The 18534-nt window shown below is 52.9% G+C and carries 15 protein-coding genes; 11 read left to right on the top strand and 4 right to left on the bottom strand.

Annotated elements, in window-relative coordinates; all coding sequences use genetic code 11:
• Window positions 1-5 precede the first annotated feature (5 nt).
• The gene (gene leuS / locus DU000_RS06665; protein ID WP_114402570.1) at window positions 6-2645 is read right to left on the bottom strand and encodes a leucine--tRNA ligase; all 2640 of its coding nucleotides are present in this window, start codon (window positions 2643-2645) and stop codon (window positions 6-8) included.
• Between the two features lie 251 nt (window positions 2646-2896).
• On the opposite strand from leuS, the gene DU000_RS06660 reads away from it, so the two are divergent.
• The 5 genes from DU000_RS06660 to DU000_RS06640 all read left to right on the top strand — a co-directional run bounded on the left by DU000_RS06660 (window position 2897) and on the right by DU000_RS06640 (window position 8589).
• Complete coding sequence (locus tag DU000_RS06660) at window positions 2897-3880, top strand: FecR family protein (protein ID WP_114402569.1); 984 nt, start codon at window positions 2897-2899, stop codon at window positions 3878-3880.
• A gap of 91 nt (window positions 3881-3971) precedes the next feature.
• On the top strand, window positions 3972-4634 hold the full coding sequence (gene purN, locus DU000_RS06655) for a phosphoribosylglycinamide formyltransferase (RefSeq protein ID WP_114402568.1): 663 nt from the start codon (window positions 3972-3974) through the stop codon (window positions 4632-4634).
• 65 nt (window positions 4635-4699) lie between these two features.
• A complete protein-coding gene (locus DU000_RS06650; RefSeq protein ID WP_114402798.1) occupies window positions 4700-5962 on the top strand; it encodes an RsmB/NOP family class I SAM-dependent RNA methyltransferase in 1263 nt (420 codons plus the stop codon).
• 8 nt (window positions 5963-5970) lie between these two features.
• Complete coding sequence (locus tag DU000_RS06645; RefSeq protein ID WP_205074025.1) at window positions 5971-7236, top strand: mechanosensitive ion channel family protein; 1266 nt, start codon at window positions 5971-5973, stop codon at window positions 7234-7236.
• A 162-nt stretch (window positions 7237-7398) separates the two neighbouring features.
• Window positions 7399-8589 carry a DesA family fatty acid desaturase gene (locus DU000_RS06640; protein WP_114402567.1) on the top strand — a complete coding sequence of 397 codons (1191 nt, stop codon included), beginning with the start codon at window positions 7399-7401 and terminating at the stop codon, window positions 8587-8589.
• Window positions 8590-8785: 196 nt separating this feature from the next.
• On the opposite strand, the gene rpmG is transcribed toward DU000_RS06640, so the two are convergent.
• On the bottom strand, window positions 8786-8941 hold the full coding sequence (gene rpmG, locus DU000_RS06635) for a 50S ribosomal protein L33 (RefSeq protein ID WP_114402566.1): 156 nt from the start codon (window positions 8939-8941) through the stop codon (window positions 8786-8788).
• 10 nt (window positions 8942-8951) lie between these two features.
• Window positions 8952-9185: a 50S ribosomal protein L28 gene (rpmB, locus tag DU000_RS06630; RefSeq protein ID WP_114402565.1), complete on the bottom strand. Its 234-nt coding sequence runs from the start codon at window positions 9183-9185 to the stop codon at window positions 8952-8954.
• 347 nt (window positions 9186-9532) lie between these two features.
• Here rpmB and DU000_RS06625 point away from each other — a divergent pair, with 347 nt between their 5' ends.
• The 6 genes from DU000_RS06625 to DU000_RS06600 all read left to right on the top strand — a co-directional run bounded on the left by DU000_RS06625 (window position 9533) and on the right by DU000_RS06600 (window position 16087).
• Window positions 9533-10555 carry a bifunctional riboflavin kinase/FAD synthetase gene (locus DU000_RS06625; RefSeq protein WP_114402564.1) on the top strand — a complete coding sequence of 341 codons (1023 nt, stop codon included), beginning with the start codon at window positions 9533-9535 and terminating at the stop codon, window positions 10553-10555.
• A gap of 21 nt (window positions 10556-10576) precedes the next feature.
• Window positions 10577-13450 carry an isoleucine--tRNA ligase gene (gene ileS, locus DU000_RS06620; protein ID WP_114402563.1) on the top strand — a complete coding sequence of 958 codons (2874 nt, stop codon included), beginning with the start codon at window positions 10577-10579 and terminating at the stop codon, window positions 13448-13450.
• 8 nt (window positions 13451-13458) lie between these two features.
• Window positions 13459-13944, top strand: coding sequence for a signal peptidase II (gene lspA, locus DU000_RS06615; RefSeq protein ID WP_114402562.1), 486 nt, complete (start codon window positions 13459-13461; stop codon window positions 13942-13944).
• 120 nt (window positions 13945-14064) lie between these two features.
• Window positions 14065-15249 carry a bifunctional phosphopantothenoylcysteine decarboxylase/phosphopantothenate--cysteine ligase CoaBC gene (gene coaBC, locus DU000_RS06610; RefSeq protein ID WP_114402561.1) on the top strand — a complete coding sequence of 395 codons (1185 nt, stop codon included), beginning with the start codon at window positions 14065-14067 and terminating at the stop codon, window positions 15247-15249.
• Between the two features lie 6 nt (window positions 15250-15255).
• Window positions 15256-15705: a dUTP diphosphatase gene (gene dut, locus DU000_RS06605; protein WP_114402560.1), complete on the top strand. Its 450-nt coding sequence runs from the start codon at window positions 15256-15258 to the stop codon at window positions 15703-15705.
• A gap of 52 nt (window positions 15706-15757) precedes the next feature.
• Window positions 15758-16087 carry a hypothetical protein gene (locus DU000_RS06600; RefSeq protein WP_147266972.1) on the top strand — a complete coding sequence of 110 codons (330 nt, stop codon included), beginning with the start codon at window positions 15758-15760 and terminating at the stop codon, window positions 16085-16087.
• Window positions 16088-16225: 138 nt separating this feature from the next.
• Here the strand turns inward: DU000_RS06600 and clpA are convergent, their stop codons facing one another.
• Entirely contained in the window at window positions 16226-18532 is a 2307-nt protein-coding gene (gene clpA, locus DU000_RS06595; protein ID WP_114402558.1) for an ATP-dependent Clp protease ATP-binding subunit ClpA, read from the bottom strand.
• Between the last annotated feature and the right edge of the window lie 2 nt (window positions 18533-18534).

The following is an 18534-nucleotide window of genomic DNA, read 5'->3' as shown; positions in this document are numbered from 1 at the left end:
ATTCCTTAAACAACAACGTTAATGAGCTTGCCCGGAACCACCACGATTTTTTTGATCGGCTGGCCCGCTGTAAATTTTTGCACCGTCTCATTCGCCAACGCCGCCGCCTCAATGCTCGCTTTATCGGCTGTTTTTGCAATGGTGAGGCTGCCACGGAGCTTGCCATTGACTTGAATCATCAGTTCAACTTCGCTTTGTTCTAGGGCTGTAGGGTCGACTTGCGGCCAAGGCGCATCCAGAATTTCGCAACTGAAAGCCTGGGCATAACCCAAGTCCTGCCAAAGGGTATGCGTGATGTGCGGGACGACGGGGTAGAGGACGCGCAGCAAAATCCCCAATGCTTCGGTCACGACAGACGAGGTTGCAGCATCGGCTTGCTTCGCCGCAGATTCCAGCGCGTTGAGTAGCTTCATGCCTGCTGAGACTACCGTATTGTATTGCTTACGCTCGTAGTCAAACTGCGCTTGTTTCAGCGTGGTGTGCACTTCACGGCGGAAAGTTTTAAGCTCGTTGCTGAGCGCAGCAAAATCGTTTGCAGCAAAGTTCAGCTGCCCGTGCTGGCTCTGTCCAAATGCCCACAGCCGCCGCAAATACCGGCTCGCCCCTTCCACGCCGGCATCATTCCACTCTAACGATTGCTCAGGCGGTGCGGCAAACATGGTGAACAGACGAGCGGTATCCGCGCCGTATTGGTCAATCAACAACTGGGGGTCAACCACATTGTTTTTCGACTTGGACATTTTCTCTACGCCACCTAAAGAAACGGGCTGGCCATCCGCTTTTAGTTTGGCCCCAATAATGCGGCCGCGCTCATCGTGCGCAATATCCACTTCATTCGGGTTGTACCAGGTCTTTTTCCCACTCTCCGCTTCGCGGTAGAACGAGTCATACAGCACCATGCCTTGCGTGAGCAGGTTTTGTGCGGGTTCTTTGAAATTGACCAAACCAAGTTCATGCATCACTTTGGTCCAGAAGCGCGAATACAGTAAATGCAGAATGGCGTGTTCAATCCCGCCAATATACTGATCCATCGGCATCCAGTAATTGGTTTCGTCGTCGGTCATGGTAGCCGCATGCGGTGAGGCATAGCGACTGAAGTACCAAGATGAATCGACAAAGGTATCCATGGTGTCGGTTTCACGCTGCGCCGGTTTGCCACATGTTGGACAGGTGCAATTCAAGAAGGCCGCAGATTTTTTCAGGGGGTTACCACTACCATCGGGGATTAAATCTTCGGGCAGCACGACGGGGAGTTGGTCTTCGGGAACCGGCACCGCACCGCAATCGTCGCAGTGAATAATGGGGATCGGTGTGCCCCAATAGCGTTGGCGTGAAATGCCCCAGTCACGCAGGCGGAACTGGACTTTCTTCTCGCCCAAGCCTTTTGCTTGCAGGGTGTCGGCCACATGGTCTAATGCGGCGGCATAGGGTTTGCCATCGAGGGCGCCGGAGTGAATGCATACGCCCTTTTCTTTGTCGCCATACCACTCCTGCCAAGCCTCGGTAGAGAAGGTTTCACCCGGTACTTGAATGACTTGCTGAATCGCCAATTCATATTTCTTTGCAAAAGCAAAGTCGCGTTCATCATGCGCGGGCACGCCCATCACCGCGCCATCGCCGTAACTCATCAGTACATAGTTACCGACCCAGACGGGGACACTGTCACCGGTCAGCGGATGGGTCACGGTCAAGCCGGTGGGCATGCCCTTTTTCTCCATCGTCGCCATATCGGCTTCGGCCACACCACCTTGCTTACATTCTTCAATGAACGCAGCGAGGGCAGGGTTGTTTTGTGCGGCCAGCGTGGCGAGCGGATGCTCAGCCGCCACGGCGCAGAAGGTGACGCCCATGATGGTATCGGGGCGGGTGGTAAATACATATAGCTTACCGTCCTGAATCAATTGACCTTGGCTGTCTTTGATCTCATGCGGAAAGGCGAAGCGAACCCCCACGGATTTACCAATCCAGTTTTGCTGCATGAGTTTGACGCGTTCTGGCCAGCCCAAGCCTTCTAAGTCATCCAGCAGTTCTTGCGCATAGTCGGTAATGCGCATGTAGTACATCGGGATTTCACGTTTTTCGACCAAGGCACCCGAGCGCCAGCCGCGCCCATCAATCACTTGTTCATTCGCCAACACGGTTTGGTCAATCGGGTCCCAATTCACAGTACCGGTTTTGAGGTAGACGATGCCTTTTTCTAGCATCTTCAAGAATAACCATTGGTTCCAGCGGTAGTAGTCTGGCTTACAGGTGGTGACTTCACGGCTCCAGTCAATCGCCAAGCCCATCGCCTGCATTTGCTTTTTCATGTAGGCAATGTTGTCGTAAGTCCAGGCAGCGGGTGGTGCGCCATTGCTCATCGCTGCATTTTCGGCGGGCATACCAAAGGCATCCCAGCCCATCGGCATCAGTACGTTGTAGCCCTGCATGCGCAACTGGCGATACATCACATCATTGATCGTGTAGTTACGCACATGGCCCATGTGCAGTTTGCCGCTGGGGTAGGGCAGCATTGAGACGCAATAGAACTTGCCTTTAGGAAAGCGCGGATCATCCTTCATTGCCCGATAAGCTTGCTTGTTTTCCCAGTGTTGTTGTGCGGCTTGCTCGATCTGGGCGGGCGTGTATTTTTCTTGAGTTGTCATGGCGTCATCGTCATTGTTTTGCACTTTTCCTGCGTTCAGGGCAAGATGCGGGAATAAATCACACAAAGATGTGAAATTATAGCGTTCATGCTGTGTGTTCGGTCACAGTTAGATAACAATACATCCATTATGCTTTGTCGATCGTAAAGCATGCATTGGGAATGTGTGTGCAGTGACAACCGGACCTGTTATGTGGCCCACCGGATAAGCCACCAGCCAATTTTTGCAGGCTAAATTTTAGGGAGAGGGTAATGTTTCATTATCTCAGTAACACGCTGGCTGTTCGATCCAGCATTTACTCAATCAGCTTACTCGTTTGCGTGCTAAGTCTGCCCAGTCACGCGCAGCCTGGACTGGCCAACAGTAAGCAAATTGCTGTCGTGGAAGGCATTCAGCTCCCAGCGTGGGTTGAACGGGAAGGTCGTAAACAACCCTTGCAACCGGGTATGGCGCTCCAAGGCAATGAACGCTTGCATACTGGCCAAGATGCCCGCGTACTGCTACGTTTAAGTGATGGCAGTGCTGTTCGCTTGGGGGCTCAAGCCGAATTAAAGTTAGAGGGCTTGGTGTTAAAAACGGGTCCAGCCAATGCCGCTACGCCCGCCCTGTTGCAGGGGGCGGTGACGGTCTTAAAAGGTGCCTTTCGCTTCACCACAGATAGTTTGGCGAAGTTAAAAACACGGCGTGAGCTGGATATCCGTTTTGCTACCGTGACAGCGGGTATCAGGGGGACCGACTTATGGGGTAAAAATGCGCCAGATAAAGAAATCGTCTGCTTGATTGAAGGAAAAATTTCAGTAGACAGAGAATTTAATGGTGAAAAACAGTCCCACACGCTTGAAGGGCAAAACCAATTCTATATTGCGCCTGTTGGTAAGCCGAACTTACCGATTGGTATCGTGCCGGACCAACAATTGGCCACCTGGGCGGCTGAAGTGGAACTGCAGACCGGGAAAGGCATTTTGCAGCGACATGGAGCCACACGCCTACAGGTAGGCCCTTATTCCAGTTTGCGCGAGGCGCTGACCGTACTAGAGCAGAGTAAAGATCGTGGCTATCCCTTTAGCCTGGCGACCCAACGTGATACCCAAGGCGTTAACTATTCCTTAGTACTGAGCGGCATTGTGGATCAGGATGAAGCCAAGGCGCTCGGGGAAAAATACTTGGCCGATCTTGACCGCGGGGGCCTAACGTTAGATCCGTCGCGTCTCAGCATTAAAACTAGCAGCAAATAGCTCCCTTTGCCTCGCAGTCGGGGCAAGAGGGGGCTGTGTCACTGTTCGGTGTCGGTTCAGTAGCCCTGATAGAGAGTGCTACACTCTCAACATGAAAAATATTGTGATTCTTATTTCGGGCCGTGGCTCGAATATGGAAGCGATTGTGCGGGCCTGCAAACAAGAAAATTGGCCCGCCAAAATTGCTGCTGTTATCAGTAATCGAGCCGATGCGGCGGGGCTAAGCTTCGCGCAGGCGCAGGGTATTCCCACCGCAGTCGTTGAGCATCGCCAATTTGCAGATCGGGTACAGTTTGACCAGGCGCTGATGAGGGTGATTGACCAATTTTCCCCTGCTGTTGTGGTCTTGGCGGGTTTTATGCGAATTTTGACCCCCGCTTTCGTTGCACATTACGCCGATCGCCTACTCAATATCCATCCTTCTTTGTTACCCGCGTTTCCCGGTTTACATACCCATGAGCGGGCGCTAGAAGCGGGGGTCAGGGTACATGGCGCGACCGTCCATTTCGTGACGGCAGACCTGGATCATGGCCCCATCATTGCGCAGGCCGTGGTACCTGTCATGCCAGATGATGAGGCCACCACGTTGGCAGCGCGCATATTGATGCTGGAGCATCAGATGTATCCGGCTGCGGTCAGATGGTTTATCGAAGGGCGTTTACAGCGTGTAGATAACCGCGTCGTGCTTCTCCCCCGTGACACCGGGGACCGCCCGAGCGGCATCTTTTCACTGATCAAGCAGGAGCAAGCATGAGCCAAGACAATACAGCACCGCTTGAAGTGGCAGTGGCGCCAGCGCCAGTACCAGTGGTGCGGGAGGTGCGGGTATCAACCTATGTGGTTTCTCACCTGGAAGAGTTGCTGCGTGAGCTGCTTAAGTTTCAATACCCCGCCGATGCGGTGGTACACCGTTACTTTAAGCTCAACCCCAAACTGGGCACCCGTGAACGCGCTTTGCTTGCCGAAGCCGCTTACGCTGTATTGCGTTGGCGCACCTTGTTTCAGCATTTTTCAGATGGCATGGACGGCAGTCTGCGGCATCGTTTCGCCCTCTTAGGGTTATGTGAAATCACGTCACCCGCTGCGTTTGACACCTTGTTGGCAGGGCAGGAGCGCGCCTGGTTACATCGAGTTAGCGCGGTGAATCGTGATTCATTGCCGCTGCTACAGCAGACTAACCTACCGCAATGGTTATTGGAGCGTTTGATAGCTGATCATGGCCGTGAAGTTGGCTTGGCTTATGCACGCGCCAGCCTGCAATCGGCACCGTTAGATATCCGCGTGAATCGCATGCGGGCTGAGGTGGACGGTGTGCTAAGCCAATTACAGACAGCCGGTATTACGGCGCACGCGCTAGAATGGTTACCAGATGCGATCCGGATTCAAGGACGGCCTGCTTTACAAAAACTAGAGGCTTATCAGCAAGGATGGTTCGAAGTCCAGGATGCCGGGAGTCAAGTGTTGGCTCATTTATTGGCACCCAAACGCGGGGAAATGGTCCTCGACTTTTGCGCTGGCGCAGGCGGTAAAACATTGGCCTTGGGCGCGCTGATGCGCTCTGCTGGGCGGCTCTACGCTTGTGATATTTCTGAAAACCGTCTCGCGAAATTGAAGCCACGACTGGCGCGGAGCGGTCTATCAAATGTGACGCCAATCCGGATTGAACATGAGGGTGACCAGCGCTTGAAGCGTTTAGCCGGGAAGCTAGACAAAGTGTTGGTCGATGCGCCTTGCTCCGGGCTGGGCACTTTGCGTCGGAATCCTGATTTGAAATGGCGTCAAACGGAGCAGACGGTGCAAGAAATGCAAGATAAACAACAGCGTATCTTGGCCGCCGCGGCGAAGTTATTGAAACCCGGCGGCGTGCTGGTCTACGCGACCTGTAGCGTCCTGCAGGCAGAGAATCAGGCGGTGGTTGAGCAATTTTTGCATGCACACAGTGGTTTTACGGTGCAGCCAGTGACGCCGATTCTCAAGCAGCAAAAAATCGAGTTACCGGTTGATGACGGGCCTTATTTGCAACTATGGCCGCAACAGCATGCAACGGATGCCTTCTTTGCTGCGGTCCTGCAGAAAAATTAATACGCCCTATGCCTAATCTATTCGCCGAGCTTTGGATGGATTTGCAGCAGCCAAATATTCTATGGCAGGTGGCCACCTTGGCGTTGGCGTTGCTGCTGGCATTTGGCCTCAGCCGACTCATCCGTTTTTGGTTGTTACCGGCAACCACACCGAGTTCGCTGGCTTGGCGAGTGGGCGCAGGGGGTGCTGAACGGTTGGCCTTTCCGCTCTGTGGCGTGTTAATGGTCTGGCTTGCACGGCTGGTCTTACAGCCATTCCACCATGTCAACTTATTACATTTGGCATTGCCGCTGCTATTTTCCCTCGCAGTCATTCGCCTCTGTGTCTATTTGATTCGGAAAGCCTTTGCGCCCAGTGGCTTACTGGCAAGCTTTGAGAAATTGATAGCGCTGCTCGTGTGGTTGGGCGTTGCATTGCATCTTAGCAATTTACTGCCAGAGGTCCTCGATTGGCTCGAAGCGCTGCGCGTACCTTTAGGTAAAAATAAAGTCTCGCTCTTATTGTTATTGCAGGGCTTGCTGTCGGTGATCGTGACACTCCTGCTAGCCTTATGGGCAGGCGCAGCGATTGAGCAGCGTCTGCTGCATATGGCACAGTTGGATAATAGTTTACGGGTTGTACTGGCACGCGTCGTGCGGGCGCTGCTATTAGTGCTAGCGGTGTTGCTGGCGCTGTCGTTGTCTGGCATTGATCTGACCGTCCTGTCGGTTTTTGGCGGCGCCTTGGGGGTTGGCCTTGGCCTCGGCTTGCAGCGTATTGCCAGTAATTTTGTCAGTGGTTTTGTGGTTCTCTTTGAAAAAAGTCTGCGTATTGGCGATTTGATTACGGTGGATAAATTTCATGGACAGGTGGCGCAAATCAAGACCCGTTTTACGGTCTTGCGGGCTTTGGATGGGACCGAAGCCATCATTCCCAATGAAATGTTGATTGCCAATCCTGTGCTCAATCATTCCTACACTGACAAGCGCGTGCGGTTAGCGATTCGCCTGCAGGTCGCCTATCAGAGTGAGTTATCGCAGGTGATGCCGCTGCTTGAGCAAGCGGCACTGGCTCAGCCACGTGTGTTGCGCGACCCTGCCCCTGCCGCCCATCTGGTTAATTTTGCGGCGGATGGCTTTGAACTAGAGCTCGGCTTTTGGATTGCGGATCCAGAAGAAGGCTCGCTGGCGATACGCTCGGCGATTGCGCTGCAAATTTGGGCTGATTTCCAGCGCTGCGGCATTCAAGTGCCCTACCCACAGCGTGAAATTCACCTACCCCCAGTAAACCCCTGAATCCCTGGGCATCGCGCTAGCGAGCCTTTCTTGGCCTGATATGGCTGCCATGTTTTTACGCATTCATAACGAATATGACCTAGGTCAAGGAAAATTGCTAGGCATTCAGAACGTCGTGCATTAAAATTGCAAATTGTTGTTTTCTTTCATATTGGATGTCTCATGCTGATTCCTGATTTTATCGCCCACGGGGTGCTCAACTTATCTGCTTGGCAGGTACTGCTCGTGACTTTGGTTTTGACCCACATCACCATCGCGGCGGTGACCATTTTCTTACATCGCTGCCAAGCGCACCGGGCGTTGGAATTACATGCAATCCCCTCACATTTCTTCCGTTTCTGGTTGTGGATGACGACCGGCATGGTTACCAAACAGTGGGCCGCTATTCACCGTAAACACCATGCTAAATGCGAGACAGAAGAAGATCCACACAGCCCACAGACGCGTGGGATTAAGACGGTGCTGTTACGCGGCGCTGAACTCTACCGTGCGGAAGCCAAAAATCAGGAAACGATGGATCGTTATGGGCACGGTACGCCAGATGATTGGATCGAACGCAATCTGTACACAAAACACAGTGCGTTGGGGGTATCGATCATGCTGATCTTGAACGTAATTTTGTTTGGCCCTCTCGGGCTCACTGTCTGGGCCGTTCAAATGTTGTGGATTCCGATTACCGCCGCAGGCATTATCAACGGTTTGGGCCACTACGTGGGCTATCGTAACTATGACTGCCCAGATGCCAGCACCAACTTATTGCCATGGGGCATCATTATTGGTGGTGAAGAACTGCATAATAACCATCATACCTATGCCGCTTCCGCCAAGTTATCAAATAAATGGTACGAGTTTGACATTGGCTGGTTGTATATCCGCATCATGGCCATACTAGGCTTAGCTACCGTGAAAAAGGTTGCGCCAACCCCTAAATTGACCAGTGCCAAACCTGTATGTGATTTAGATAGCCTGCAAGCAGTGTTGACTTATCGCTACGATTTAATGACACGATACGCACACTCTCTGAAGGCGATTTATGCGGCGGAGATCGCCAAGCTAAGAGCTTCGGCAAAATTTGACAAACAAGTTCTCGCCAGCCTCAATGCATGGTTGCATCAAGATGAATCGCAGCTCGAAGAGGGGCAGCGTCGTACCTTGAGCGCTGTTTTGGCCGATAGCCCAGCGCTACAACGTTGGTATGAGATGAAGCGCGAGTTGTATGCACTCTGGGCGCGTTCAAGCGATAACCGTGATCAACTCCTGCAGCGCTTGCAAGCCTGGTGCAAAAAGGCAGAAGAGAGCAATCAGCATTATTTGCGTGATATTGCTTTGCGTTTGCGACAGTACGCTATGTAATGTGCGGCATGGGAAAGGTTAACCTTTCCCCGCTTGATTCCGCATGACACATCAACCCCATTCGCCTTGTGCGGTTGGGGTTTTTTGTTGCTATCGGTATAAGAAGTTTCAGAGAGTGCGATTCAGCATTTTAGGGCTGAAAATAACAAACCCCCAGGATTTGCATCGCTGGGGGTTGTGGAAAACGAAAAGTGGATTACTTAATTTTCGTTTCTTTGTAATCGACGTGCTTGCGAGCAACGGGATCAAATTTCTTGATCAACATTTTCTCGGGCATGGTCTTCTTGTTTTTCGTGGTGGTGTAGAAGTGACCGGTACCTGCCGTGGATTCGAGTTTGATTTTGTCGCGCATGAGATGCTCCTTAGATAGAACCAGCAGCACGCAGATCAGCGAGAACGGCGTCAATGCCTTTCTTGTCAATCAAACGCAAACCAGCGTTAGAAATGCGTAAACGAACCCAGCGGTTTTCGCTTTCGACCCAAAAACGACGGTTTTGCAGATTTGGCAAAAAGCGGCGTTTAGTTTTGTTATTGGCGTGGGAAACGTTGTTTCCGACCATGGGGGCTTTCCCCGTTATTTGACAGACGCGTGCCATCGCACACTCCTTGTAAATTCTGGTGTAAATAATTAACGAAACTGCCTGACCCTTTATTCACAACCCCAGCCGTGTTCATGATGGCTTTTTGATGTAGAAGCCCCGTCACAATGGCCTTGCGGAGAGGTGTTTACTAGGCATGAAATGCTAGAAATATGGGTAGACACAAACCGAAGACCGCAATTATAACCATAAAAATAAGCTTTTTTCAAGTAAATCAGCGACTTAACCTTGGCGTAGACTTGGCGTAGAAAGCGACCTTGCCTCGTTAGCTGTCAGAAAGTGGCCATAAAGCCCTATAATGTAAGGCTTCGCCTCGACTAAGCCGTTTCGCACCGCGCTCTTTTATGGTTGCTGCTCTTCGTTCACCGATTCGTTTGCACTTGTCAGATCGGCTTACTGCGCCGAACACGGCGACGCCGCGCGTCCTCAGTATCGGTAATTTTGATGGCGTTCACCGCGGCCACCAAGCCTTATTAGCCGCCGCGCAAGCCCAAGCACAGGTCCTTGGCGTCAGCCATGACGTGCTGACTTTTGAGCCGCACCCGCGTGAATTCTTCGCGCAACGGGGAGTGGGAATCCTGTCAACGTCAACGCAGCCTGCACCCTATCGCATCCAGACCTTGCGAGACAGGTTGGAGGCGTTACAGGAGGCCGGTGCCGATCGGGTGTTCTTGTTGCGTTTTAATCAGGCACTAGCGGCTATGTCAGCGACTGCCTTTGTTGAGCAGATCTTAGTGCAGCAATTGAATGTAAAGCAAATCTGGATTGGCGATGATTTTCGTTTTGGCGCTAGGCGACAAGGGGATTATTCATTGCTCAGCCATTTGGGGCAACACCACGGCTTTACAGCGCATACGCTACCGACTGTGACTGAAAACGGTCTACGCATTTCCAGTTCGGCGGTACGCACAGCACTCCAGATTGGCAATTTATCGCAGGCTAAAAGCTTTTTAGGGCATCCCATTTATTATTCCGGTCATGTATTGCATGGTCAAAAACTGGGCCGTACACTGGGTTTTCCTACCTTAAACTTGCGCTTGTCGGCTGCGAAAGTCCAGGGCCTGCATTGGCAACCGGCGTTGCAGGGTATTTTAGTGGTGCGCGTGCTGGGGCTGGGCGAGCACCCGATCTACGGCGTAGCCAGTTTAGGATGCCGCCCGACGGTGGAAGAAGCGGGGCGTTACATTCTAGAAGTCCACTTGTTTAACTGGCGGGGCGATGCTTACGGTCGTTGCGTCAAAGTCGAGTGTTTGCATAAGTTACGTGATGAAGAAAAATATGTGGATTTACCCACTTTGCGACAAGCCATTACGAACGATGTGACGGCGGCACAGGCTTGGTTAGCGCAAAATGCAGCTCAACTCTAATTCTGTTGTATTGAGAAAATGATGAATCAAACCAATAAAAATCCGGGTAACCACAAAGCCGAAAGTAAAGAGGCGAGTAAATATCCAGTGAATCTGATTGATACCCCTTTTCCAATGCGGGGTGATTTGCCCAAGCGCGAGCCGCAATGGGTTGCAGAATGGGAAGAGAAGGGCGTGTATCAAAAAATCCGTGCTGCTTGCCAGGGCCGGCCACGGTTTACCTTGCACGACGGACCACCGTATGCCAATGGCGATCTACATATTGGCCATGCGCTCAATAAAATCCTCAAAGATATCATCGTCAAATCGCGCACGTTAGCGGGGTTTGATGCGCCCTATGTGCCTGGCTGGGATTGCCACGGCATGCCGATTGAAAACCAGATTGAAAAACAATTTGGTAAAGGCTTGCCGACCGAGGAAGTACAACGCAAATCGCGTGCTTATGCGGGGGAGCAAATCGAGCGTCAGAAAAAAGATTTCAAGCGGCTTGGGGTTTTGGGTGATTGGGATGACCCCTATAAAACCATGAACTATAAAGCCGAAGCTGATGAAATTCGCGCACTCGGCAAGTTGCTGGAAAAGGGTTACGTCTTCCGCGGACTCAAGCCGGTGAATTGGTGCTTTGATTGCGGTTCCGCCTTGGCTGAGTTTGAGGTTGAATATGCAGATAAAACCTCGCCTGCGATTGACGTTGGTTTTCCTTTTGCGGAACCTGAAAAAATTGCTGCTGCATTCGGGTTGAGTACAGTGCCGAGCAGTACCGGTTACGCCGTAATCTGGACCACCACGCCGTGGACCATCCCCGGTAACCAGGCACTCAATATCCACCCTGATTATGTGTATGAGTTAGTCCAAACCGAAAAAGGGTTACTGATTTTGGCCGCTGAGTTACGCGCCGCTTGCCTGGAAAAATATGGCCTAACCGGCACGGTGCTCGGCACCTGCCAAGGTAAGGCGCTGGAGTTAGTGAAGTTTAAGCATCCGCTCGCGGGCGCCCATCCTGGCTTTGATCGCGTTGCGCCCGTGTATCTGGGTGACTATGTAGAACTCGGCACCGGTACCGGGATCGTTCATAGCGCCCCTGCCTATGGGGTGGAGGACTTTGACTCTTGCCGCCGCTATGGCATGAAGACGGCCGACATCCTCACCCCCGTGCAAGGAAATGGTCGCTTTAGCGATAACTTGCCTTTATTTGGCGGCTTGAATGTGTGGAAAGCCAACGGCGTGATCGTGGAAGCATTGCAAGCTGCCGGCACCCTTTTCCACAGCAGTACAATTTCGCACAGCTACATGCATTGCTGGCGGCATAAAACCCCGCTGATTTATCGCGCCACGTCGCAGTGGTTTGTGGGCATGGATGTGACGCCAACGATCCAGGAAACCTCTGCCTCCCCCACACTGCGCCAAAGCGCCTTGCAAGCGATTGCCGATACCGCGTTTTACCCCGCCTGGGGCCGGCAACGTTTGGAAAGCATGATCGCCAATCGCCCGGACTGGTGTGTGTCACGCCAGCGGCAATGGGGTGTGCCGATTCCTTTCTTCCTGCACAAAGCCACCGGTGAGTTACACCCGCGCACCCCTGAGTTACTAGAGCAAGTGGCCAAATTGGTGGAGCAGGGGGGAATTGAAGCTTGGCAAACAGCAGATATCACCGCCCTATTAGGGGCAGAGGCCGAGCACTACGAAAAAAATAAAGATACGCTAGATGTTTGGTTTGATTCTGGTACCACGCACCTGACGATCATGCGCGGCTCACATGCCCACAGTCACAGCTATCCCGCCGATTTATATCTGGAAGGCTCCGACCAGCATCGCGGTTGGTTCCACTCTTCTTTGCTGACGGGGTGTGCGATTGATGGCCGTGCGCCTTACAAAGCCCTGCTCACGCACGGCTTTACCGTGGACGGCACGGGCCGCAAAATGAGTAAATCGCTCGGGAATGTGATTGCACCTCAAGAAGTGTCGGACAAATACGGCGCGGACATTCTCCGCCTGTGGGTTGCCAGCACCGATTACTCCGGCGACTTAGCGATTTCTGATGAAATTCTCAAACGCGTCGTCGAGGCCTATCGCCGTATCCGTAACACGCTGCGTTTCCTGCTGGCGAATACCCGTGACTTTGATCCCGCACAACATACGCTGCCGGTGGGCGAATGGCTGGAGATCGACCGCTATGCCGTGGCCCTGACCACACAATTGCAACGGGATGTGTTGCGTGACTATGACCGCTATGAATTTCACCCCATCGTCGCCCGTTTGCAAACCTTCTGCTCGGAAGACTTAGGCGGGTTCTATCTTGATATTCTCAAAGACCGCCTCTACACCAGCGCGCCGAATAGTCCGGCCCGCCGTGCCGCGCAGAATGCGCTGTACCACATCACTCACGCGCTGCTCCGTTTGCTCGCCCCGGTGTTGTCATTTACCGCAGAAGAAGCCTTTAAAGTGTTTTCTCCCAATGCCAGTGAAACGATTTTCACCGAAGTCTTCTACACCTTGCCTGACGTCAGCAATGGCGCGGAATTGATTGCCAAGTGGGAACTGTTGCGCCAAGTGCGCGGTGACGTCACCAAACAGCTCGAAGAAGTGCGGGTTGCTGGCAGCATTGGTTCCTCGCTGCAAGCGGCGGTTGAAGTGAAAGCCAGTGGCAATAAACTGGTCGCTTTGCAGTCACTAGAAGATGATTTGAAATTTGTCCTGATTACCTCTGCAGCCACTGTTGTAGGCGTGGCTACGGTAGCAGAGGAGGGGGTAACTGTTCAGCCCAGCCCCCATAGCAAGTGTGAGCGTTGCTGGCACTACCGTGACGATGTCGGGAGCGATACCGCACACCCGACGCTGTGTGGACGCTGCGTCAGTAATCTATTTGGTGATGGTGAACAACGTTTCTTCGCATAGGCAAGCTCATGGCAAAAAGTAAATCATCATTCGGCACTTGGTTAGCCATTTCGGCGTTGATTATTCTGCTGGACCAACTCAGTAAAATTCTCATCGTCCGCACTTTCACGCTGCATGAAGTCAAACCAATCACCAGTTTTTTTAATTTGGTCTTGGCGCACAACCCTGGTGCCGCCTTCAGTTTCCTGGCGAATGCTGGGGGGTGGCAGCGCGATTTTTTTACCGCACTCGGGGTGGTGGTGTCGTTGATCATTATCTGGATGCTCTACAAGCACAGCACGCAGCGGCTATTTGCGGGAGCCCTGGCGCTGATCTTGGGCGGCGCGATTGGGAATGTGATTGATCGCATCCGCTTTGGTTATGTGATCGATTTTCTGGATTTTTACTGGGGCAATCTGCATTGGCCCGCGTTCAATGTGGCCGATAGCGCGATTTGTGTCGGCGCTGCGTTGCTGGTGTGGGACGAAATCAGCCGGGTACGTAAAGCTAGATAGTGGAGGGCTTGTGTTGGGAAACCAGGGGCAGAGCCAATTTCTTCGCCAGAAATTCGAGTCTGCCCCCGAATTTCCCAGAGTTTCCATCGGTAGTACCATCAGAACAAACACGGAGGCGAAATGTGCTTACAAGGTAAAACCATCGTCCTCGGCGTCACGGGCGGCGTGGCTGCTTATAAAGCCGCAGAGCTGACGCGCTTGCTGGTGCAGCAAGGCGCAGCGGTGCATGTGGTCATGACCGAGGCCGCTACCCAGTTTGTCACTCCTATTACATTTCAAGCGCTTTCGGGTAATCCCGTGTTTACCAATCAATGGGATGCGCGCCCCGCTAACAATATGGCGCACATCAACCTCACGCGTGAGGCCGATGCAGTGCTGATTGCCCCCGCGAGTGCGGATGTGATGGCCAAACTCGCCCATGGCTTAGCGGATGATCTACTGACCACGCTTTGCCTCGCCCGTACCTGCCCGCTGCTGGTTGCACCCGCCATGAATAAACAAATGTGGGAACACCCTGCCACGCAGCGCAATGCGGCGCAGTTACGTGCCGATGGCGTTAGCGTACTTGGCCCCGCCAGTGGTGAACAAGCCTGCGGCGAAGTCGGTGCGGGCCGTATGCTTGAGCCAGCGGAAATTCTGGCCGAACTCACCGCTTTCTTCACGCCCAAACACTTAGCCGGTAAGCGCGTCGTCATCACCGCTGGCCCGACCTTTGAGCCGATTGATCCCGTGCGCGGCATCACCAATTTATCGTCTGGGAAAATGGGCTATGCCCTCGCGCAAGCTGCCCAGCAAGCCGGTGCAAATGTGGTGCTGGTGAGTGGCCCCACCGCGCTTGCCGAGCCCTATGGTGTGCAGCGGATGGATGTACAAACCGCGCAGCAGATGCTCGCTGCCGTGCAAGCCCATATTGCCGATACGGATGTGTTTATTGCCGTGGCTGCCGTGGCCGATTGGCGCGTGGCCGAGCCGAGTGCGCAAAAAATCAAAAAGCAAGCGGGCAGCTTGCCGAGCTTAGCGTTTGTCGAGAACCCCGATATTTTGGCGACCATCGCTGCGTTACCCAATCCGCCTTACTGCGTGGGCTTTGCGGCCGAAAGTGAAAACCTCGCCGAGTACGCGCAAGCCAAACGCGCCAAGAAAAATATTCCGCTGATTGTAGGCAATGTTGCCCAAACCGCGCTGGGCGCAGACGATAACGAATTGCTGTTATGTGACGCCGCTGGCACGCAGCGCTTGCCACGTGCCAGCAAACAGGTGCTAGCTCAGCAATTGATTGAAGCCATTAGCCAACGCTTAGGATAAACCGACATGCAAACCGTTGACCTCAAAATTTTAGATGACCGCCTACGTGAGAACCTTCCCGCTTACGCCACCCCCGGCAGTGCGGGCTTGGATTTACGGGCGTGCATTGATGCGCCGTTAACGATTGTGCCGGGTAGTACTCACCTCATTCCAACCGGTATGGCGATTCACTTAGCTAACCCGCATTTTGCAGCGATGATTTTGCCGCGTTCCGGTCTCGGTCATAAACACGGCATCGTGCTCGGTAACTTGGTGGGCTTGATCGATTCCGATTACCAGGGACAACTCATGGTCTCGGTGTGGAATCGCGGCCAGACGGCCTTTGAACTCAACCCCTTAGAGCGCATTGCGCAACTGGTGATTGTGCCGGTCTTGCAAGTGGGCTTTAATTTGGTGGATGAGTTCGGTGCGAGTGAACGCGGCGAGGGTGGGTTTGGGAGTACAGGGAAAAATTAACTTATATCAGAGGGAGAGTCTACTAATGCGCAGCTCAAATTTACATCAATCGATGTCTGATCCCATTGATATGCAAGAAGGAACCTTAATGGATGCTATTTCAATTTTAAAAAACGAATATCCTGGCGATGAAGCTTGGGTAAACTATCTATCAGTCTTTGCTGATAATTTGGACGCTCAAGATGACAAGAGTCAATATTTGGCTGTCATTCCTGATAAACAGTTAGCAGCAATTCTTGCTGTTAAGATGGGGAAGAATGCAACGATTTGGTTTTCTTCTCCATGTTCTGCATTGGAGAAAAGAACACCCAAAGATGTGTTCGAAAACGAGCCGATGGGAGGCAGAGTGTTGCGCACGCTTTTAATGAGAATGCCAATCTAGCGAAAAACACTTTGTGTAAGACCAATGGGCTCACCTATTGCCCTGTCAAACAGGGGCAGACCCTATTGATATTTTAGACAGCTTCTCATAACAAAAAGGCCCGCATTTAATGTGGGCCTTTTTGATTTTCGATTGTGCTCAACTTAACACATCCGCCGTCTCTTCTGGCTTCGCCGACGCTGCTTCGGCAAACCTCAGTACGACCTTTTCCTCTTTGCCATTTTCTTTATCCACATCCACGGTGACATTGCCACCGTCAGTTAAGCGACCAAACAGCAGTTCATCAGCCAAGGCTTTGCGGATGGTGTCTTGAATAATCCGCTGCATGGGGCGGGCACCCATGAGGGGATCAAAGCCGTTTTTGGCGAGGAATTTGCGCAGCACATCGGTGAAGATGACTTCGACTTTTTTCTCGTGCAGTTGCTCTTCCAGTTGCATGAGGAATTTATCCACCACGCGCAGGATGATGTCTTCATTGAGCGGCTTGAAGGAGATGATGCTGTCCAGCCGGTTACGGAACTCCGGCGTAAACAGGCGCTTAATCTCCACCATTTCATCGCCGCTGACGGAAGGCTCGGCAAAGCCAATTGCGCGCTTGGTCAGCGATTCGGCACCCGCATTGGTCGTCATGACGATGATCACATTGCGGAAGTCAGCTTTGCGGCCATTGTTATCGGTGAGCGTGCCGTGATCCATCACTTGCAGCAGGATGTTGAAGATATCGGGATGGGCTTTTTCAATTTCATCGAGCAGTAAGACGCAGTGCGGTTTTTTGGTGATGGCTTCGGTGAGTAGGCCGCCTTGGTCGTAACCCACATAGCCAGGAGGTGCGCCAATCAGACGGCTGACGGCATGCCGTTCCATGTATTCGCTCATATCGAAGCGCAGCAGCTCAATGCCCATGATGAAGGCGAGTTGCTTGGCCACTTCGGTTTTGCCCACGCCCGTAGGGCCGGAGAAGAGGAAGGCGCCAATCGGTTTATCGGGCTTGCCTAAACCAGAACGGGCCATTTTGATGGCGCTGGCCAGTACTTCAATCGCGGGGTCTTGCCCGAACACGACGTTTTTCAGGTTGCGCTCCAAATGCTTGAGCTGCTGCCGGTCATCGGTATTGACGCTGGCAGGCGGGATACGGGCGATTTTGGCGACGATTTCTTCAATCTCACCTTTACCAATGGTTTTCTTCTGCTTAGATTTGGGCAGAATGCGTTGCGCGGCACCGGCTTCATCAATCACATCAATCGCCTTGTCTGGGAGGTGGCGGTCGGTAATGTATTTGGCGGCGAGTTCGGCGGCGGTGGTGAGAGCGCCAGCCGAATATTTAATGCCGTGATGCTCTTCAAAGCGGGTTTTGAGGCCACGCAGAATTTGAATGGTTTGCTCCACGGTCGGCTCAACCACATCGACTTTTTGGAAGCGGCGGGCGAGGGCGTGGTCTTTTTCAAAAATGCCACGGAACTCAGTATAAGTGGTGGCGCCAATGCATTTCATTTGCCCGGACGAGAGGGCGGGTTTGAGCAGATTGGACGCATCCAAGGTGCCGCCAGATGCGGAACCGGCGCCAATGAGGGTGTGAATCTCATCAATAAACAGAATTGCATGGGGGTTGTCTTTGAGCTGCTTGAGCACGGCTTTGAGGCGTTGCTCAAAATCACCCCGGTATTTGGTGCCGGCCAACAACGCACCCATGTCGAGGGCGTAGACCTGCGCTTCCAGCAGCACATCCGGCACATCGCCTTTCACAATGCGCCAGGCCAAGCCCTCGGCAATCGCGGTTTTACCCACGCCCGCTTCACCCACCAATAGGGGGTTGTTTTTGCGGCGGCGGCAGAGCACTTGCACCACGCGCTCGACTTCGCTTTCGCGGCCAATCAGCGGGTCGATCTTGCCGTCTTTGGCTTGGGCGTTCAGGTGTTGGGTGAATTGATCGAGCGGAGTCGCTTGAGGGGCTTCCCCTTCTTGCTCAGCGGGCGCATCGCCTTCGGCCTTAGCGGGGGTGCCACCAGTCATTTTGGTGATGCCATGGGAAATGTAGTTCACCACGTCCAGCCGGGTGATGCCTTGCTGGTGCAGGAAGTAGACGGCATGGGAATCTTTTTCACCAAAAATCGCCACCAGAACATTGGCCCCGGTAACTTCTTTTTTGCCTTGGCCAGACGATTGCACGTGCATGATGGCGCGCTGGATGACACGTTGAAAGCCCAGCGTCGGTTGGGTATCTACTTCATCCTGACCGCTGATCACCGGTGTGTTGTCCTTGATGAAGTTGGTCAGGCTTTTGCGTAAGTCATCAATATTTGCCGCGCAAGCACGCAAAACATTGGTCGCTGAGGGGTTATCCAGCAGCGCCAGCAGCAGGTGTTCCACGGTAATGTATTCGTGGCGTTGCTGTCTGGCTTCAACGAAAGCCATGTGTAGGCTTACTTCCAGTTCTTGCGAAATCATGA

Source organism: Parvibium lacunae, from assembly GCF_003335215.1.
Lineage (GTDB): Bacteria > Pseudomonadota > Gammaproteobacteria > Burkholderiales > Burkholderiaceae_D > Parvibium > Parvibium lacunae.
The sequence above is the reverse complement of the archived record's forward strand: the minus strand, read 5'-3'. Positions and strand labels throughout refer to the sequence as shown.

Bases quoted from the DNA above. Each gene is read 5' to 3' on its own strand.
- lspA (WP_114402562.1), top strand. From the start codon at position 13,459: ATGGCAAAAAGTAAATCATCATTCGGCACTTGGTTAGCCATTTCGGCG.
- rpmG (WP_114402566.1), bottom strand. From the start codon at position 8,941: ATGCGCGACAAAATCAAACTCGAATCCACGGCAGGTACCGGTCACTTC.
- DU000_RS06600 (WP_147266972.1), top strand. From the start codon at position 15,758: ATGTCTGATCCCATTGATATGCAAGAAGGAACCTTAATGGATGCTATT.
- purN (WP_114402568.1), top strand. From the start codon at position 3,972: ATGAAAAATATTGTGATTCTTATTTCGGGCCGTGGCTCGAATATGGAA.
- dut (WP_114402560.1), top strand. From the start codon at position 15,256: ATGCAAACCGTTGACCTCAAAATTTTAGATGACCGCCTACGTGAGAAC.
- rpmB (WP_114402565.1), bottom strand. From the start codon at position 9,185: ATGGCACGCGTCTGTCAAATAACGGGGAAAGCCCCCATGGTCGGAAAC.
- DU000_RS06640 (WP_114402567.1), top strand. From the start codon at position 7,399: ATGCTGATTCCTGATTTTATCGCCCACGGGGTGCTCAACTTATCTGCT.
- leuS (WP_114402570.1), bottom strand. From the start codon at position 2,645: ATGACAACTCAAGAAAAATACACGCCCGCCCAGATCGAGCAAGCCGCA.
- ileS (WP_114402563.1), top strand. From the start codon at position 10,577: ATGAATCAAACCAATAAAAATCCGGGTAACCACAAAGCCGAAAGTAAA.
- clpA (WP_114402558.1), bottom strand. From the start codon at position 18,532: ATGATTTCGCAAGAACTGGAAGTAAGCCTACACATGGCTTTCGTTGAA.
- DU000_RS06660 (WP_114402569.1), top strand. From the start codon at position 2,897: ATGTTTCATTATCTCAGTAACACGCTGGCTGTTCGATCCAGCATTTAC.
- DU000_RS06645 (WP_205074025.1), top strand. From the start codon at position 5,971: ATGCCTAATCTATTCGCCGAGCTTTGGATGGATTTGCAGCAGCCAAAT.
- DU000_RS06625 (WP_114402564.1), top strand. From the start codon at position 9,533: ATGGTTGCTGCTCTTCGTTCACCGATTCGTTTGCACTTGTCAGATCGG.
- coaBC (WP_114402561.1), top strand. From the start codon at position 14,065: ATGTGCTTACAAGGTAAAACCATCGTCCTCGGCGTCACGGGCGGCGTG.